Raw genomic sequence first — 18,687 nt, 5'->3', positions numbered from 1 at the left:
AGATCTCCATTGGGAAACTCCTTTGCTCGTATGGTGAGGGTGGACCCCCACTATGGCACATCCTGCTCTATAGGGTGGAGGCGTCCATACCATTGCTTACAACCAAGTTGGATCCGCACACCGTATTTACGAATCTCCCGCCATACCTCAAGGATAAGGTTACCCCGGTGATGCACGAAGTTGTGCAGTGGCTAACCGGTTTGTCGATACGGATATTTAAGCATCTGTGTAACCACACGCTAGGGCTTGAGGAGAACCATCATGACCGGAGCCGTCGAGAAAGTCCACGCACTCGCACGTTAAGACGCTGACGAGAATGGAGCCACAAGTAAAGAAGTCGCAAGATTTGCTCGACGCTTAGTGGATGACTCTCATGGATAAACAGACTATGACCAGCCCGGTTCGATGGCCGGGTTTTAGGCGGCCACAAACAGCAGCGGAGTATCTGGACGTTTCAGAGGCCACCATTTACCGTTGGATTAAAGAAGGCAAACTGAAAGAGCCTGTGCAAATCTCTCCAAAGGTGACTGGCTGGCCGAAAAATGAATTGGATATTTTTGCGGAACAAATACGGGGAATCATGTTGAACGACTAGCCAGCGATTCCAGGTGGTCTTCCCATTTTCCAATCGCTTCTCGCTTTTCCTGCAAGCGGTCATATCGGTCGTAATGTCTTTCCTGAATTCCGGACAAACCATGTGACAATAAATGGGCACGCAAATCTTTACTGAATCCCATGCGCGCCATTTCCGTCTCGACGCCTCGACGGACATCGCGCAAACTGAATGGGGTCCAATCCATTTCGTGTACCAGGCGCGTGCATTGCCTGCTCAGGACCGTAGCCTCCAGCGGTTCCTTTCCATCTGCGGAAAACCAAATCCCAGTCTTTTCATGGAACCAGGTTTCTATCCAGGAGACAGCAGCCAGACCAAGGGGAATGTGGTGCTGGCGCGGCTGCGCGCGACGCCCTTTTAGGTCGAATATGCGCAAGATTCCATCCCGCGCATCAAAATCGTCCCTAGATACCCTCGCCACCTGGGATGGTCGCTGCCCCCCGGACAAAAGTGATAACAGTAGGCACTTGTAGGCCAGCCCTTTGGATTGCTGATTTTTCAGGGCTAGGTAATATCTTCCCAACTCACCACTATCTAAAAACCGTTCCCCGGCCTTGCCGTGGATCGCCGGGATCGCGGCTACCGGATTATGTGTAACGGCAAACCCGGCCAACTCCTGTGGTATGGTCGGGCTGTAGGGCGCCTGCATAGCTGCCTGGAAAGCTGCCGCGAGAAACGAACGCAGTTTGCCCGCGCTTCTCTCCTTGCCCCGCTGGTGGATCGGACGGATGAGGGCAGCGATATCGGATGGCGTGCATTGACTGGCCTTTCTTTGAGCAATGGATGTTTCTGGCGTTATGTAGCTGCTGATGCTTCGCCGCACGTCATTGGCAAAGCTGGTCTTGCCCTGCGCGGCCTTCCAGTCAGAGTAGGCCAGCATGAGGTGCACGAGCGTGTCCTTGCCTTCGGTCTTTCCTTCAACCTGCTCGGCTTCTGCTTCCGCCTGTCGCTTGGCCGGTGCCGGATCCTGCCCACGATTGAGTATCCTGCGCCATTCGTGCGCCTGGTCGCGGGCTTCCTTGAGGGTTTGATGCGGATATTCTCCCGCCGCCAGCACCTTGCGTTTCCCCTGGAACGTATACCGGAATTGCCAGATTCGCTTTCCGCTGGGTAGGATACGGATTTCCAACCCATCGCCGTCGCGGAGATAGGTGTCCCGCCCAAGAGTTGGCTTGGCGGATTCCATGGCTTTTACTGTGAGTCTCATGAATCACCTGGTCAGCTACGTTTACTCTACGTTTACTTTTGGTGTTGCGCTAGCATGATAGACATAGACAACCATTGATAGCAAATAGCAGAGAACTCAGTAAGGTATACATGGATGCGATTAACATTGAAATCAAATGGCTCTATTTTTTTATGATTTGTAATCAGAAGGTCACGAGTTCGATTCTTGTTGCCGGCACCATATAAAATCAATGAGTTATACAATAATCTTGGCTCTATTTTTGCCTGTTAATTTTTCGCCCCACTGGCGCGGAGTCAGCCCTAAAACTTTCCGGGCATGACATGATCTCTCAGGTCACATACGGAGCGTGCGAAATCTTAAGGGGCATTACACTCCTCTATTTTTTTGAGTTGGGCACTCTTTGCGGGTAACCATCGGCTATTCAGCACTGGCCTCAATTGGTCAAATTCTTGCTTGGCCACTTCTTTTTTACTCTGAGGAAGCCAGCGGGTGGCTTGGCATTCTGATGATAAAATTGCCTGTTTCGCTAATCCCTCCCCAATGCCAAAAAAGCTCGCGATGTGTCGTATTGCCGGATGTTCTGCTGCTTCGACCGCTTCTTGGTATGCCTGTTTGTGCTTGGTCCCTGCGATTCCTACCAACCAGAGCCACATCTGCCCTTCCGTACGTGAACTCCGAGCCAATAACGAGGGGGATATAGCCACACACTGTCCGCCATCGCCCTGTTTGGGAATTGATGACAAATTGGGAAAATCTGGGATGTGGCTCACCTTCTCAATCGCGGTAGAGGACACAACGTACAGATCGCCCTGAAATTGGGAGATCTTGATTGCCGCCTTCATCGCAGTATCCCACGCACCGGGAGAAATAGCGTGGCGGGACAGATACGCACAACCTTTATCTGGGGCACCAATGAAAATGGATGCCCTGGCAATAGACGATCCCAGAATCGCTGCCAGCAAAACGACCATAGCCAACTGCAACAATCTAATCACGATCGCGTGACTCCGAGACAACGACCGAGCGGATTACGCCACCGCCAGTGCCGATGAGCGTTTCCCAAAGCTACCAACAGGGAGAGGGCGATCAAGATGGTCAGGCGCATGTTGGAACCTCGCAATGTAGCGACACGCTAGGGGTAAGTCTGGCGGCGAAGACCGACGTACCGCCTGCTCAGGCGAAGATCATTGTGGATCAGGAATCGACAAATCGACCACACAGGGAATTTTTACACACTCACGCCAAGCGTGCCAGGAACCGCCAGAACCCCAATGTAAATAAGTGTTTATCGTCTTAACGGTGAGCTGTGGCCGAGTGTTGCGTCATACGCCGCAGAACTTGTCAACCAAATGACCTAGTCAATCGTTATAGCAGCATTGGAACGATACAGGGTAGCTTGACGACATGTTCCGCATTGAGGCCATTCCTATTGATACGAGAGCCGTTGTAACGGAAGAATCCTGGCACAGCCTGTTCTCCCAAGTGCAAAAGCGCGCCTATCGAATGGCTTGCTTCGATCTGGGACAAACAGATTTAGCGTGGGATATGGTGCAGGATGCGGCGCTGACCTTGATGCGGCGCTACGCCAACCGTCCGCCCGAGGAATTAGTACCCCTATTTTATCGGATCCTGCAAAACCGCATACGCGACCAGCATCGACGTCAAACGCTGGAGCGAGTGTTGGGTTTTCGGTCACGGCGAAACGAAGAGGACTCAGATCCACTGGATCAGGTCGCCGAATCGTCTCCAACGCCAGAGAGACAATCGATGGATCGCGAACTCGGCAAGGCGATTCAAGTGGCTCTGGTGCAGTTGGCGCCGCGGCAGCGGCAAGCTTTTTTGTTGCGGGAATGGGAAGGGTTGAGCGTCGAAGAGACGGCAACTGCCATGGGCTGTAGCGCCGGAAGCGTCAAGGTACACCATTTTCGGGCTCTGCGGCGTCTACGGGAACGGTTGGCCGACTGGACACCGGAGGGATATTTCCATGAGTCATAAAACATTGCATGCACATCTGTCCGATGGACATCCCGATAGCGAAACCCTGGATCGGTGGCGCGCAGGACTCCTTGCCTCTAGCGATGAGGTGGCGACGCACGTAGCGCATTGCCAGCTCTGCCAAAAGCGGAGTCGTTTTACAACGGATCTCATCGCCGTTTGGTCAGCGCGACCGCAGGGCGTAACGATCTTTCGACAGCCGCACTACCCAGCAAGACGAGCCCCCTTTTGGATCGGTGTTGCAGCCAGTGCCTGCCTGCTCCTGGCGGTTGGTTCCTGGCAATGGTTCTCTGGGGTGAGTAGCCAGCCTTCCGCACCCAACAGTAGCAACGCGCCAGTAGTGGAACAACAAGTCGTGGCTCATCTCACCTTCTACGAGTGGCTGAATACGCATCCGAACCAATTAGAACAGGTAGCTGATCATGGGTAAGCGCGTCCTCTTTTTGATGGTAATACTGCTAACAACATGCGCCACGCCGGCGGAGGCCACCCCGTTTTGGCAACGCCACCATCCCCCCGAGAAGCCGCAATGGGAGCGGCCGCCTCCCCGAGCCGATTGGCAGCGCCACTTACAGCGTTGGCAGCACTTCTCACCACAGCGCCGGGCGCAGATCCTGAATCGAGCCCAGCGCTTTCAACGACTCCCGCCAGCCGCAAAGAAACGCCTGTGGGAGGAGTATCAACAGTCTCATCGCATTAATCACTGAGGAGATCAGCGCATGTTTCGATTCGATAAATCCTTGTTCTTTGGCATTTTTGTATTGGTGCTCTCCGGGCCCGCGATCAGTAACGCGCAGGCCGGTGAGGTCTGGACTCGGCATCATCCCCGGCGAGCAGAAGTATTGGGTCGTGCCCACCATTTGGATCATCGCATTCATCAGGAGGTTATTGAGGGCGAACTTTCTCCGGCACGGGCAGCCGCGTTACATCAGCAGGTCCGCCAAGTGGTTGGCACGCAAAATTGGGAAGCCAGACACCAAGGCGGGATTCTCAACGGGTACATCACAGAAGGGCAACAACATCAGTTGAACCTTCGAGAAAACGCCATTAGCCAGGAAGTGGGACAGTGAGGCGAAACCTATGTCACGACTCCGGGTAGCCGGTATTGAAAAGCATATGGGTGAAGGATCTTTTCCTTGGGAGGGCAGTTACCATGAATTTTCTGCGTAAAGCTCTTTTGGTTACGGTAACCGTGGGCGCGATGTCCGCACTGCCAGGCTGTTATGTGGTACCGCCGAGAGGGCCTGTGGCTGTGGTCCAACCCGGCCCGGTAATCATTCATCCCTATTGGCATCCAGGCTGGTATTGGCATCCTGGATGGCGTCGAGGGTATTGGGGACGTTGAGTACATCCAATAATCCGGCCAGTCATCCGCTCGACATTGAGCAGAGATACTGCCTTTCCAACCAGTGATATCAGCCACAATGACCAGAGAAACGATTGTTAACGCAAATTCAGTCGTTTTATCGACAAGTATTTTTTACCATTGTGCTGGAACAACTACAGGAAATGCCGCCTTGCAGCCTATGAATGAAAATCCCACCGTGCTCTGTGTTCTCGGTATGCACCGTAGCGGTACCAGCGCCATCGCCAAGGGGATCGAGAGTTGGAGCGTATCCTTAGGCGATCAGTTGATTGGTGCGGGGCCTGATAACCCTCGCGGGTATTGGGAAGACCACGAGGTGGTCGCGATCAATCAGATTCTTTTGGAGCGCTGTAACCTGCGTTGGAATGAGGCCCGATTGCTCAGCCGGGAGGAAGTTCTTGCCGCAGCCGACGCCGGTCTTGTACAGCGCGCCACCACATTGTTTCAGGATCGCTGCGAATCCTGGGGGTTGTGGGGCTTTAAGGATCCACGAACCTTGCGCACGCTGCCTTTTTGGCTGGAGGTGGCGGACACGGCCGGTATTGAACTGCGCTTCTTGTGGGCCCTCCGACATCCGGCCGAGGTCGTGGCTTCTCTTGCCGCGCGCAATGCCATGGACCCGATACGCAGCCAGTTTATGTGGGCAGCTCATTGGCTACCCTTTTTATCGCTCCTGCAAGGAAGAAAAAATGCTGTGTTACGGTTTTCGGAGCTTTTTCAGGACCCGGCCACCGCGCTACATTCAATCGCACTCTGCCTGGGGTATGAGATCCGCGAGGAGCTTTTGCCAAGCTACCAAAAAGAGTTTTTACAGGCATCCCTGCACCATCATCACTGCCCCGATGACACTGACCTGCTGGCGCCCATTGCACGACTGTACCAAGCACTCAATGCCATCCATCTAACGCCATCCGCAGCGTTCTGGGAGCAATGGCAGTCCCTGTATTCGGATTTTAGTGTTTGGGGGCCCGTCTGCGCCCTCCTCGACCAAGAAACGGACTGGCGCCGTCGTCGTCGTGGTCGTCTGTGGAAGCTAACGCATGGAAAGATTCACTAGTCTGCCCTACGCCCGCGCGGAATCCGCACTGGTCATGCCACCGGTCTATGTGATTAGCATGGCCAGCGATGCAAAGCGGTGCGACAACGTCATCGAACTTTGCGCACGAAAGGATATTTCAGTGCGGTACTTTCCCGCCATTGCGCTGAAAGATCGCGAACAAATCACAGCCTACGACGCGGCCTATCGCCAACGACATTTCGGCTACGCCCTCAGTGCGGGGGAGTTGGGATGCTTTTTAAGCCATCAAACATTGTGGCGAGAGTGTCTACGCCTAGGTCGCAGCATTTGTATTTTGGAAGACGACGTTGAACTCCCTGCCGATTTTGCCCAAATCCTGCGTCGAGCCTTGGCCTGCGAGTCTGACTGGGACGTACTGCGCCTCTTGGCGGAGCGCTGGGATCGCAAAGGGTTTGTAGTGGGCCGCTTCGATGAAACGCATACGCTCTGCCACTATCCCCGCCCGGCAATGGGCACCGCAGCATACCTGCTGACGCCAAAGGCGGCGGAACGATTGCTCACAACTACGGAAACCATTCGCGTGCCGGTGGATCAGGTAATTGATCAATTCTGGCACCATCACCTGCGCGTTCTGGTAGTGGAACCCTATCCCGTATGTATCCGAGCGGATTGCCCATCGGTAATTGCAGTACGGGGATGGAGCACTAGCCATGGGAAGCGGAAACGTCCGCTCTATCGTAGAGTGCAGCGCGATCTGCGCAATGCGGTCGAGAGTATTGCCGGTTGGTGGTACAGCCTGCCTTGGATGGGGCGCTCCTGGTGGTATCGGCGCGAACGCGATTACTGAGGAGCGGTCTTTGGCGAAGCAAAGAGGTGAAACATGCAACGCGTAGCGGGTGCCTTGATGGGCGCCCTGATTGGTGATGCATTGGCTTTGGGGTGTCATTGGTACTACGACCTTGCCGAATTACACCACGAATGCGGACCTTGGATTACCGAGTATCTCACGCCGCGCCCCGGACGTTATCACAGCGGGCTGCTGGCGGGGGATATCTCGCAAACTGGGTTGCTGCTGGTCATGCTGATGGAGTCGTTGGTGGACTGCGCGGGTTATCAAGAGAATGATTTTACCCATCGATTGGATACACAACTGTTCCCGCAATTAGACGGCACACCTATGCAAGGACCAGGCGGCTATACCAATCAATCAATTCGCGAAGCCTGGCGTAAACGCGTACTGGAGAATCGGCCATGGGAAGAATGTGCTGGCGATGCAGACACGACGGAAGGCGCCGAACGCGCCATTGCCATCGCTGCTTTTTATGCCCTGCAACCGAGTAAAATGGCAGAGGCGGTATGTAGCAACATTACCTTGACCCAACACGATCCGGCCATCGTCGCTATGAGTATGGCATTCAACTCTGTTTTGGCCCAGTTGGTAGCAGGCGCTTCGATGACTCCAGAAATTAGCACCACACTCATGGCGCAAGTGAAAAGTGGAGCGCTACCTTTTCACACAGTGACCCAAGGCCACCTCCAGCTACCATCGCCGGGCGGCGAACGGATTCAGGCAGGCCAATTCGCATCGCCAGATGCCTTGCTCACGGCGGGATATGCCGCACTTGCCGCAGCGGATCCTGACATCGTCATTGAACCCGCCTGGAAGGCAAGTCTGGTATACGGCATGCCTTGTGCCATTTACCACCAATTGCCTGCGGCTTACTATCTGGCCACGCGTTTCCAGAATAATTATGAGTCAGCGGTATTGCATGCAATCAACGGAGGTGGACAAAATATGTCACGAGCGATGTTGACCGGTGCGCTCGTGGGTGCTCAGGTAGGCTTGGAGGGAATTCCCCATCGGTTTATCACCGAGCTACATAACGCCGAACGCTATCTGGCACTGGCTGCAGAATTGGAGCAGATGGCCATCAGGGAGCGAACCCCCTAAGCGCGGCATGCTGCCCTTTGTGAACATTCTCGATTGGCTATCGCGGACCTGCCGGGGGATGCAGTTAGGCAATCAATTATCGACCCTGATCGACATTCTGGCTCTTCTAACCTAAATATCGCGAGCGTCAGTGGATATTGTGAATCGTAAGACTACTCCCCCTTCGCTGATGGCCATTACCTTTGCGGTAATGGCCGCGATCATCATGAACGTGCTGGACACCACCATCGTCAACGTGGCGCTCCCCAACATGGAAGGAGCGCTGCGGGCCAACCCTCATCAGGGAACTTGGGTACTCACCACCTATTTATTGGCCATGGTCATCGTTACCCCGCTAACCGGACTGATCGTAGAACGCTATGGCCAGAAACGTGCCATGTTTTGGAGCGTAGCCGTGTTTGTCTTTTCATCAGCCATGTGCGGCCAGGCGCACAGCCTTGCGGAAATGGTTTTTTGGCGATTTCTACAGGGCGGCTTTGGTGCCGCCATGGTGCCAATCGGCCAGTCAGTCCTGGTGGCCAGTTACCCCCCGGCGAAACGTGGGGTAGCCATGGCGACGCTGGGGATGGGGATTATGCTCGGCCCCATTGTGGGTCCTATTCTCGGCGGATTCCTTACCGATCAACTGAGCTGGCGTTGGTGTTTCTACGTGAACGTACCCGTTGGTCTCCTCGCGTTGGCGCTGATTTGGCTGCATGTGCCGGAGGCTGGCAGAAGCGAGCGACCCCGCCCGATCGACTGGATGGGCTTTGCGTTAATGGCAATCGGTTTGGGAAGCTTGCAGATCGTGCTCAGCCTTGGGGATCAGGACAACTGGTTTACCTCACACTTCATCGTCACCTTGACTCTGCTGGCAACGCTCGCTTTGCTCTTTTTCACTTGGCGGAGCCTCACGGTGGCACGCCCACTCGTGAATCTGCGGCTTCTCAAAGATCGCTCCCTGGCACTTGGCAGTGCGGGGATTGGGCTATTTGGCCTAGCGCTCTATGGAGTGATGATCATCTTGCCCATCTATTTACAGGATCACATGGGCTATGAGGCGGTGACGTCTGGTCTGGTGATGGCACCCCAAGGGGTGGGGGCCATGTTCTCCATGTGGCTCGCTGGGCGACTACTGAGCCACGGCGCCAATCCACGATGGATGATATTCTCGGGCATACTCCTAGGCTTGATTGGCTCCTATTACACGCTAAACTATAACCTTGATGTGAGTCCGTGGTGGATTGTCTTCCCCGGCCTGATTCGTGGACTTGGTTTGGGTCTGATCTCTATCCCCATTTTTAACCTAGCCTTCGCGACACTGACCAAAGAAGAGACAGCGGAAGGCTCCGGGATCTTTAACTTGATGCGCAACCTCGGAGGTTCCGTGGGCATTGCCATCATTGCCACCATTCTATCGGAGCAAACCCAAGCGGGCTGGAACCAGATTGGTGGGCACATTTCTTCGTTTAATACGGCCCTCGGCCAATATCTGAGTGCCGCGAATCTACCGGAAAGCGCCCGCACCTGGGCTACCATGGGACACTTATTAGGCCAACAGGCGGCTATGCGCGGTATACTGGACGCCTTTACCTTTGTGTTCTATAGCTTTGCGGTGATGATCCCCATGGTTCTACTCATGCGTTCTCCCACAAAAACGCAGGCTCGCAACATCAGGGATTAATGACAAACCTTATTCGATATCCAGGATCTTGGGAGGAAGCAAAATGAATCGTTGGGTAGTTTGGGTAATACTGGGAGTGTGCGTCTTTGCTCTCATCTTCCCATTTTTATTTTCTGGACAGGGGCCCTACGGGGGCCGCTCCTCCACATGGTATGAAAAACATCCTACGGAAACGCAAAAAGAACTTGATTGGTGCCAGAAAGAAGCGTCCCGACACAGCGACGGATCCTGTGTTTATGCGCGCAATGGGTCGGTGACGGCGATGATGGACGCCCGCTAAGAGGGTGCCTGTATGTACCCAAATCCAAGCACAAGCCGGTAACCCCTTATGACTCGACACGCCATTGCCCACCACCCGCAAGCCGGAGTTCGTCGCGCTTTAGGCGCCGCAATGCTCGGCATGCTCTTGGATGGCTATGATCTCAGCATCATGGCCGTAGTCCTTCTCCCTCTGCACAGCACCTGGCACCTGCATGCCGCCGAGATCGGATTGCTAATGGGCATGGCGTTGATCGGCTCCTTGTTGGGCGGACTCTTTGGCGGGGTTATCACCGATCACTTTGGGCGGCGACGACTCCTCATCCCCAATATGTTGCTCTACATTGGCGGCGCCTTGCTCAGTGCGTGCAGCCCCAACCTAGCCGTACTTTTTGCCGGACGCCTGCTTACCGGCCTAGCTATCGGCTTGGACTATCCTTTGGTCGCGACCATCGTCGCCGAATACACCCCATCAGCCTTGCGTGGGAATCGCTTCGCGCGAGTGAATCTGGCTTGGTACGTGGGGGCCTTACTATCTACCGCTGCTGGTTGGGCGCTACTGTTCACTGGTGTCGATTCCTGGCGCTGGATGTTGGGAAGTGCCGTCATTCCGGCACTCGCCTTGCTCTGGCTGCGCAGAGGCTTACCCGAGTCGCCGCGGTGGTTGGTACGCCACGGAAGGACGCAAGAGGCCGACCAAGCGCTCAGCCAATTACACCCAGAAAGCACCGCGGCAGCACGGCAAACAATGCTGCAGGGCTTTGCTGCCCCGACCCATTCCTGGCGGATTCTCGCCCAAAAATCCTGGCTTCGACGCCTGTTTCTCAGCATTTTCCCGTGGTTTTGTCTGGATGTAGTCGGCCTAGGCATCGGTCTCTATTTCCCCCTGGTACTGCGCAGCAACGACTTTGCGCCGAGCAATGCGGCGGCGGCGGCCATCAACGCCGGTATCCTTTGCATCTCTGTCGTAGGAATTGGCTACATGATGACGCGCATTGATCGCTGGGGCCGCGTCCCCTTGCAGATCGCGGGATTTTCCCTCATGGCGACCGGCCTACTGGGATTTGCGCTGGCCTCTGCAGAACACTGGCTGGTCGGCATCTACGCGGCCTCTGCCATCTATGCCTTAGGGGTAGGTATCGGCCCGGGCGTCACGGTCTTTGCTTTCGCCACGGAACTTTTCCCAACCGAGTTGCGCGCCAGTGCCGCTGGTCTGGCCACGGGGCTTTCCCGGGCAGGAGCACTCCTTTCCGCAGCGCTCTTCCCAATTGTGGAAAAGAATTGGGGCATCCCCCGCCTGCTGGTGATCATGGCGGCTATTTCCTTGCTCGCTGTCTTCGTGACTTGGCGTTATGGCATCGAACCTCGGCAGAAAAGCCTGGAGGAGCTGGAAAAAATGTAATGGTAACGAAGCGCCGGAAACTGATCACATCTCTCAACTGAAAACGAAACTGCCACAGTCTGGCCGTGCTGGCGCACGATCATCGCCTATACGCTGTACTGCAGCCGTTGCCTCAAGGTGTTACCGTCACCGGAGCATCAAGATATTCCGCCAGCAGCAGTATACATGGTCCACCCAAACCATCTGCTGGGGTGCACATTCAAAAACTTTGTCTTGGTTTCCGCTGCATCAGCAGCTTATAATGGTAGCCCTTTCGCCATGTGGCGGAGGAACGTATTCCGGCCGATGGTGACAGCATGACAAACAATCTCTACTCCCCTGATTTTGAGCGCGATTCTTGTGGTTTTGGTCTCATTGCCCAAATGGACAACCAAGCCAGTCATAGCATCGTAGCCACTGCGATAACTTCCCTGGCGCGCCTGACGCACCGTGGTGCCATCGCTGCCGATGGTAAGAGTGGGGATGGCTGTGGTCTGCTCATACAGATGCCGCAGGATTTTTTTCGTGCCGTCACGGCGGAATTGGGCATCACCTTGTCCGCCCGTTTTGCCGTAGGCCAATTTTTTCTGCCCCGCGACACAAAGCGGGCGGAGGGTATCCGTAAGGTCGTCGCCGAAGAGGCACAAGCCCTGCAGCTTGCCCTGTTCGGCTGGCGCGATGTTCCTACGGTCGCCGAAGCCTGCGGGGACGAAGCCCTCAAGACCCTTCCCAGTGTCGCGCAAGTGTTTCTTGGCAGCGACGAGCAGGATGACGATGCCTTCGAGCGCCTCTGCTATCGCCTGCGCCGGCGCGTAGAAAAACGTTGCGCTACAGATAGCGATTTTTTTGCCGTCACCTGCTCCAGCCGCGTAATTGGCTACAAAGGGCTGGTCATGCCCGAGCATCTGCCCGACTTTTACCCCGATCTGCGGGATCCACGCTTTGCCTCGGCGCTAGTCAGTTATCATCAACGTTTTTCCACCAACACCTGGCCGGAATGGCGTTTATGCCAACCTTTCCGCGTCCTTGCCCACAATGGTGAGCTAAACACCATCCAAGGCAATCGCAACTGGGCGCGGGCCCGTGCCCCCCTGTTGCAGTCCGATCTGCTGCCCATGGACGAGGTGTTGCCCGCCGTTGGCGGTGGCAGTGACTCCTTCAGCCTCGACAACATGCTGGAGCTACTGGTGCAGGGCGGTATGGATTTTTTCAAGGCCCTGCGCCTGCTCGTTCCACCCGCTTGGCACAACGTCCCCAATATGGCGCCAGAACTGCGCGCTTTCTACGAATACCACTCCATGCGTATGGAGGCTTGGGACGGTCCGGCCGGATTGGTACTCAATACCGGTCAAATGGCGGTCTGCGCCTTGGATCGAAATGGTCTACGCCCGGCGCGTTACATTATCACCAAGGATCGCATTATCAATATCGCCTCCGAAGTTGGCGTATTCGACTACTCCCACCGGGACGTCACGGCGCAAGGACGGGTGGGGCCGGGGCAGATCTTGGCGATAGACCTGCGTGACGGCCAGCTCCTCGATAATCGCAGCATTGATATACGCATCCAGAACAGCGCCCCCTACGGCGACTGGCTGGCGAAATATGCCGAGCATCTGGACGTTGATGACGACGCACCGGAAATTGTGCGTCCGGTGAAAGATCTTATCACCTGGGAGAAGGCCTTTGGCGTAAGCATGGAGGAAGAGGATCAAGTCATTCGCATCCTTGCCGAGGGTGGGCAGGAGGCGGTTGGCTCCATGGGCGATGATACGCCAGTGGCGGTGCTCTCCAACCAGCCTCGACACCTAGCCGACTATTTCCGCCAACAGTTTGCGCAAGTTACCAATCCGCCCATCGATCCCCTGCGTGAAGCACTGGTCATGTCGCTAAACGCCATTTTGGGCACCGAAAGCAATCTCTTTGCCGAGCGTCCAGAGTATGCGCGGCGTATCGAGGTGCATTCGCCGGTACTTTCCGATGCCGCCTTCCAGGCTCTGATTTCGCGCCCGGAACCGGCTTTTCGCGCCCAAACCTTCTCCCTCTGCTACAACGCCAGCAGCGACCTGGAATCTGCGGTCATTGCGCTCTGTGCCGAGGTTGTGGCGGGCGTACAGGCCGGCTCTGTAATTCTGGTACTCGACGATAGCGCATTACAGCGGGATCAGGTTTACATTCCCGCCCTCATGGCCGTGGGTGCTGTGCACCATGCCCTGATTGATGCTGGCCTGCGTACGCGTTGCAACATTCTCGTCGCCACTGCCCACGCCCGTGATCCACACCAGTTCGCCACCCTGATCGGCTACGGTGCAACGGCGATCTATCCCTACCTAGCCTATGCCATTGTGCGCAGCCTGGCCGAGCGCCGCGCCTTTAGCCAACCCGTCGGCACAGCCAAGGCCTTGGCCAATTATCGGAAGGGCATCGACAAGGGCCTATACAAAATCCTGTCCAAGATGGGGATTTCGACCCTTGCATCCTACCGTAGCAGCCAGCTTTTCGAGGCCTTGGGGCTGTCTTCACGGGTCGTTGAGCGCTGCTTCCGTGGCACGGTTACCCGCATTGAGGGCGCGGACTTCTGCCACCTGGAAGCAGATGTCCAGCGCTTGTTGGTAGATGCCTGGCGCCCGCACCGGCGTATGAGTGCCGGTGGGCAACTGAAATACATCCACGGCGGCGAGTACCACGCCTACAATCCGGACGTGGTTGCCAGTCTGCAGGCCGCCACCCGTTCTGGGCGACAGGAAGATTACCGCAGTTTTGCCGAGTTGGTGAACGGCCGACCGATCACCAATATCCGCGATCTGCTGCAGATACGAGGTGGGAAAGCCATCCCCCTGCACGAAGTAGAGCCCATCGAGGCCATTACCCCGCGCTTCGATACTGCTGCGATGTCCCTCGGCGCCCTCTCCCCCGAAGCGCATGAAGCCCTGGCAATTGCCATGAACACCATTGGTGGTCGCTCCAATTCGGGTGAAGGCGGCGAGGACCCACTTCGTTATCACAACAACAAGGTCAGCAAGATCAAGCAGATCGCCTCTGGTCGCTTTGGTGTGACGCCGGAATATGCGGTAAATGCCGAGGAGCTACAGATCAAGATTGCGCAGGGCGCCAAACCTGGCGAAGGCGGTCAGTTGCCTGGCCACAAGGTCAGCGGCATCATCGCTCGCTTGCGCTACGCCAAGGAGGGAGTGGCGTTGATCAGCCCTCCGCCCCATCACGACATCTATTCCATTGAAGATTTGGCGCAACTCATTTTTGATCTCAAACAGGTCAATCCCGGCGCCTTCGTCTCGGTCAAACTGGTTTCTGAAGCCGGAGTAGGAACCGTTGCAGCAGGGGTAGCCAAGGCCTATGCCGACCGCATCACCATTGCTGGCTACGACGGCGGCACCGGTGCCAGCCCCCTAACTTCCGTCAAATACGCGGGCGCTCCCTGGGAGCTGGGTCTCGCCGAAACCCAGGTCACCTTGCGCAAGAACTTCCTGCGCCATCGCGTGCGCCTGCAAGCCGATGGTGGCTTCAAAACCGGTCTCGACGTGGTGAAAGGCGCCCTGCTCGGTGCCGAAAGCTTCGGCTTCGGTACCGCGCCAATGATTGTCTTGGGTTGCAAGTACCTACGTATTTGTCACCTAAATAACTGCGCCACCGGCGTTGCCACCCAGGACGAGACCCTGCGCACGCATTTCAAGGGACTGCCAGAACTAGTCATCAACTACTTCCGTTTCGTTGCCGAAGAGGCGCGGGAGATCATGGCCGAACTCGGGATTCGTCGTTTTGATGATCTGGTTGGCCGGAGCGACTTACTCGAGATCGGCAAGGCGCAGAGCGAGAAGCAAGCCGCCTTGGATCTACGCCCCCTGCTGGGTAACGCCGCCTTGGAAAATGCTGATCACAACACCCATCAGCAGGATCGTAATCCGCCCTTCGACCGCGGCGAACTGGCCGAACAGATCATCGCCGATGCCCGCCCGGCCCTGGAGGAGAAAATCCCGACGCGCCTTCACTACCGTATCCAGAACACCCATCGCTCGATAGCTGCGCGTCTGGGCGGTGAAATTGCCAAGCGTTATGGCAATGCTGGCTTGCCTGACGATTGCGTGCATGTTGAATTGCAAGGTACTGCGGGGCAATCCTTTGGCGCCTTCTCGGTACAGGGTATGACCTTGCAGCTACACGGCGACGCCAATGACTATGTGGGCAAGGCCATGAATGGCGGACGTATCATCATTGCTCCACCAGACGGAGCGCCCTACGTTGCTGCCGAATCTGCCATCATCGGGAATACCTGCCTCTATGGCGCCACCGGCGGCATACTGCACGCCGCTGGCCGCGCAGGCGAGCGCTTTGCGGTGCGCAATTCCGGAGCGATTGCCGTAATCGAGGGCGCTGGTGATCATGCTTGCGAGTATATGACTGGTGGCCAGGTCATTATCTTAGGCCGCGTGGGACTCAACTTTGGCGCCGGCATGACCGGCGGCTTAGCCTTTGCCCGCGATGCTGATGGCCAGTTTCCGAGCCGCGTTAACGGCGAGTTGGTCAACGCCCATCGCATCGACACCGAGTCCATGCGTGGCTATGAAGTTTTATTAAAACGCCATGTGAAACGACATATAGAGTGGACAGGCAGTTTGCTAGCCCAGGACTTATTGCACAATTGGTCGCGTTTCGTCGCGCAAGTTTGGCTAGTGGTGCCTAAGGCAGCCAAACTCGATGTGTTGCTGGAAGAAGCCAGTTGATCCCTGCCCACTGCGAGGAATTGTCATGAATAATTTTGCGTTTTTGGAAGACGGTCGGCAGGATCCGAAGAAACTGCCGGTAGAAGAGCGCCGCGAGGCATTCCGCGAGATCTACGAGGTCTTTGATCTCAATAGTGCGCGCCTGCAGGCAGATCGCTGCCTGCACTGCGGCAATCCTTACTGTGAGTGGAAATGCCCAGTGCACAACTACATCCCCAACTGGCTGCAGTTGATTGTGGAAAATCGCATCGAAGAGGCCGCCACGCTCTCCCACAGCACCAATACCCTGCCCGAGATCTGTGGCCGGATCTGTCCCCAGGATCGCCTCTGCGAAGGTGCCTGTACGCTCAACGAAGACTATGGCGCGGTGACCATCGGCAACTTGGAAAGATTCATTACCGAAGAGGCCCTGGCACGCGGCTGGAAACCCACCCAACCCAGTGCAGAGAAACTTGGAAAACGGGTTGCCGTAGTCGGCGCGGGCCCGGCTGGGCTGGGCTGTGCTGACGTGCTCAATCGCAATGGCGTCGATGTCGTGGTCTTCGATCGCTATCCTGCAGTGGGCGGCTTGCTCACCTTCGGCATCCCACCCTTCAAGCTGGAAAAAGAAGTGGTCGCAAGGCGCGCCGACCTCCTGCAAGAAATGGGCATCGAGTTCCGGCTAGGGCAGGAGGTGGGCAAGGACATTCCCTTTGCGCAGCTTTTACGCGACTTTGATGCGGTATTCCTTGGCATGGGAACCTACAAGGCCAAGCAGGGGCATTTCCCCGGCGAGGATCTGGCCGGGGTAGTCAAGGCATTGGACTTCCTCAATGGCAACATCTCCCATCTGATGGCCTTACCCGATCCTCTGCATCCGCACATCAACCTAGCCGGCAAGCGCGTGGTGGTTCTGGGTGGTGGAGATACCGCCATGGACTGCGTGCGCACCGCCATCCGTCAGGGGGCAACGGCAGTGAGCTGCGCCTACCGGCGCGACGAAGAGAACATGCCCGGTTCCCGTCGCGAAGTCACCAACGCGCGCGAAGAAGGGGTAAAGTTTCTCTTCAATCGTCAACCCGTGGAAGTTGTCGGTAGTGCCGAGACCGGGCCGCAAGGCGTCAAGGTACTGCGCACGCAATTGGGAGAAGCAGACGCCAAGGGCCGCCGTTATCCCGAGGTCGTGCCCGGCTCCGAAGAAGTCCTTGCGGCAGATGCGGTGATTATCGCCTTTGGTTTTGACCCCTCCCCCGCCGCCTGGTTTGACGAATTTGGCATCGCTACCGACAAAATCGGCCGAGTGACTGCGAATGCACAATTTCAGACCAGCAATCCCAAGGTCTTCGTGGGTGGTGACATGCACCGTGGCTCGGATCTGGTGGTCACGGCGGTGGACGAAGGGCGCCGAGCAGCCGAAGGCATGCTCGACTTCTTGTGCGCATGAGCGCCGCCAGAGCTACACGTTTTTTGCGTGCCTGCCGTGGGCAGGAGGTCGATCGTACGCCAGTTTGGTTGATGCGCCAGGCGGGACGCTATCTGCCGGAATACCGCGCCACCCGCGCCCAAGTCTCAGGTTTCCTCAAACTCTGCCAAACCCCGGAGCTAGCCTGCGAGGTGACGCTGCAACCCCTGCGGCGCTTTGATCTGGATGCCGCCATCCTCTTTTCCGATATCCTGACCGTGCCACATGCCATGGGCATGGAGCTCGATTTTCTCGAAGGCGAGGGTCCGGTATTTTCATCCCCTTTGCGCCAAGCGAGCGATCTACAACGCCTGGGGCAGCCCGATCCTGAGCAGGAACTGCGTTATGTCATGGACGCCGTGCGCCTCATTCGGCACGAGTTGGATGGCCGCGTACCCTTGATTGGCTTTGCTGGCAGCCCATGGACCCTGGCCTGTTACATGATTGAGGGGCGTGGTAGCCGCGATTTTTTGCATGCGAAGTCTTGGCTCTATTCCGATCCGGAAAGTCTGGAACAGCTTCTCGACCGCCTGGTGCAGGCACTGGTGGCCTATCTTCGTGCTCAGGCGACGGCGGGTGCGCAAGCGCTGATGCTCTTTGACACCTGGGGTGGCACCCTGAGTACCCCCGCCTATCACCGCTTCTCTTTTACGCCAATGCAGCGTGTCATCGCCGGATTGCGCGCTGCGCCGGAATCCGTAGACTTGCCCATAATTGTCTTTAGCAAGGGTGGCAGCAACTGGTTGGAGCTGATGGCCAACAGCGGTGCCAACGTCATTGGGCTCGACTGGACCATCGAAATCAACGCAGCGCGCAAGCGTTTGGGCAAGAGTGTAGCGGTGCAAGGCAATCTTGATCCCATTGCCCTCTATGGACAATCTGCCCTGCTGCGCGCCGAAATCGAACGAATTCTCTGCGCCAATGCTGGACGACCCGGGCATATTTTCAATCTCGGCCATGGCATCACACCGCAAACGCCCATCGATAACGTCGAGCTTTTGGTAGAAACCGTGCATGCCTGGAATGGCTGTAATAACGACAGCGTCTACGAAGAATATTGATTAGTGATGATTTTT

15 protein-coding genes are annotated in these 18,687 nt (G+C 56.4%); 13 read left to right on the top strand and 2 right to left on the bottom strand.

Annotation, left to right across the window (positions count from 1 at the left end; translation table 11 throughout):
• The first annotated feature begins 373 nt into the window (after window positions 1–373).
• Window positions 374–595 (top strand): helix-turn-helix transcriptional regulator, encoded by a 222-nt coding sequence (locus AB4090_RS10345; protein WP_369573793.1) that lies wholly within the window; start codon window positions 374–376, stop codon window positions 593–595.
• On the opposite strand, the gene AB4090_RS10340 is transcribed toward AB4090_RS10345, so the two are convergent.
• Window positions 579–1,820, bottom strand: a complete 1,242-nt coding sequence (locus tag AB4090_RS10340; protein ID WP_369573792.1) for a tyrosine-type recombinase/integrase — start codon at window positions 1,818–1,820, stop codon at window positions 579–581. The two genes, AB4090_RS10345 and AB4090_RS10340, sit on opposite strands and share 17 nt — an antisense overlap.
• A gap of 338 nt (window positions 1,821–2,158) precedes the next feature.
• Window positions 2,159–2,773 (bottom strand): hypothetical protein, encoded by a 615-nt coding sequence (locus AB4090_RS10335; RefSeq protein WP_369573799.1) that lies wholly within the window; start codon window positions 2,771–2,773, stop codon window positions 2,159–2,161.
• A 433-nt stretch (window positions 2,774–3,206) separates the two neighbouring features.
• Here AB4090_RS10335 and AB4090_RS10330 point away from each other — a divergent pair, with 433 nt between their 5' ends.
• From AB4090_RS10330 to hemE, 12 genes are all read left to right on the top strand, one after another.
• On the top strand, window positions 3,207–3,797 hold the full coding sequence (locus AB4090_RS10330; protein ID WP_369573791.1) for a sigma-70 family RNA polymerase sigma factor: 591 nt from the start codon (window positions 3,207–3,209) through the stop codon (window positions 3,795–3,797).
• The gene (locus AB4090_RS10325) at window positions 3,787–4,227 is read left to right on the top strand and encodes a hypothetical protein (protein ID WP_369573790.1); all 441 of its coding nucleotides are present in this window, start codon (window positions 3,787–3,789) and stop codon (window positions 4,225–4,227) included. The genes AB4090_RS10330 and AB4090_RS10325 overlap by 11 nt, the downstream gene beginning before the upstream one ends.
• Window positions 4,220–4,504 carry a DUF3106 domain-containing protein gene (locus AB4090_RS10320; protein WP_369573789.1) on the top strand — a complete coding sequence of 95 codons (285 nt, stop codon included), beginning with the start codon at window positions 4,220–4,222 and terminating at the stop codon, window positions 4,502–4,504. The genes AB4090_RS10325 and AB4090_RS10320 overlap by 8 nt, the downstream gene beginning before the upstream one ends.
• 12 nt (window positions 4,505–4,516) lie before the next feature.
• Window positions 4,517–4,867 carry a hypothetical protein gene (locus AB4090_RS10315; RefSeq protein WP_369573788.1) on the top strand — a complete coding sequence of 117 codons (351 nt, stop codon included), beginning with the start codon at window positions 4,517–4,519 and terminating at the stop codon, window positions 4,865–4,867.
• A gap of 456 nt (window positions 4,868–5,323) precedes the next feature.
• The gene (locus AB4090_RS10310) at window positions 5,324–6,220 is read left to right on the top strand and encodes a sulfotransferase family protein (protein WP_369573787.1); all 897 of its coding nucleotides are present in this window, start codon (window positions 5,324–5,326) and stop codon (window positions 6,218–6,220) included.
• Window positions 6,204–7,028, top strand: coding sequence for a glycosyltransferase family 25 protein (locus tag AB4090_RS10305; protein ID WP_369573786.1), 825 nt, complete (start codon window positions 6,204–6,206; stop codon window positions 7,026–7,028). Before AB4090_RS10310 ends, AB4090_RS10305 begins: the two co-directional genes overlap by 17 nt.
• A 33-nt stretch (window positions 7,029–7,061) precedes the next feature.
• Window positions 7,062–8,132: an ADP-ribosylglycohydrolase family protein gene (locus tag AB4090_RS10300; protein ID WP_369573785.1), complete on the top strand. Its 1,071-nt coding sequence runs from the start codon at window positions 7,062–7,064 to the stop codon at window positions 8,130–8,132.
• A 169-nt stretch (window positions 8,133–8,301) separates the two neighbouring features.
• Window positions 8,302–9,795, top strand: a complete 1,494-nt coding sequence (locus AB4090_RS10295) for a DHA2 family efflux MFS transporter permease subunit (protein WP_369573798.1) — start codon at window positions 8,302–8,304, stop codon at window positions 9,793–9,795.
• A 328-nt stretch (window positions 9,796–10,123) separates the two neighbouring features.
• On the top strand, window positions 10,124–11,455 hold the full coding sequence (locus AB4090_RS10290; protein WP_369573784.1) for an MFS transporter: 1,332 nt from the start codon (window positions 10,124–10,126) through the stop codon (window positions 11,453–11,455).
• A 296-nt stretch (window positions 11,456–11,751) separates the two neighbouring features.
• A complete protein-coding gene (gltB, locus tag AB4090_RS10285) occupies window positions 11,752–16,170 on the top strand; it encodes a glutamate synthase large subunit (protein ID WP_369573783.1) in 4,419 nt (1,472 codons plus the stop codon).
• Window positions 16,171–16,180: 10 nt separating this feature from the next.
• Window positions 16,181–17,593, top strand: coding sequence for an FAD-dependent oxidoreductase (locus tag AB4090_RS10280; RefSeq protein ID WP_369573797.1), 1,413 nt, complete (start codon window positions 16,181–16,183; stop codon window positions 17,591–17,593).
• Window positions 17,590–18,672: a uroporphyrinogen decarboxylase gene (hemE, locus tag AB4090_RS10275; protein WP_369573782.1), complete on the top strand. Its 1,083-nt coding sequence runs from the start codon at window positions 17,590–17,592 to the stop codon at window positions 18,670–18,672. The genes AB4090_RS10280 and hemE overlap by 4 nt, the downstream gene beginning before the upstream one ends.
• Window positions 18,673–18,687: the final 15 nt, after the last annotated feature.

Origin of the sequence: Acidithiobacillus sp. IBUN Pt1247-S3, assembly GCF_041146875.1 — a bacterium.
Lineage (GTDB): Bacteria > Pseudomonadota > Gammaproteobacteria > Acidithiobacillales > Acidithiobacillaceae > Igneacidithiobacillus.
Note: the sequence above shows the minus strand (reverse complement) of the source record. Positions and strands in the feature narration are given on the sequence as shown.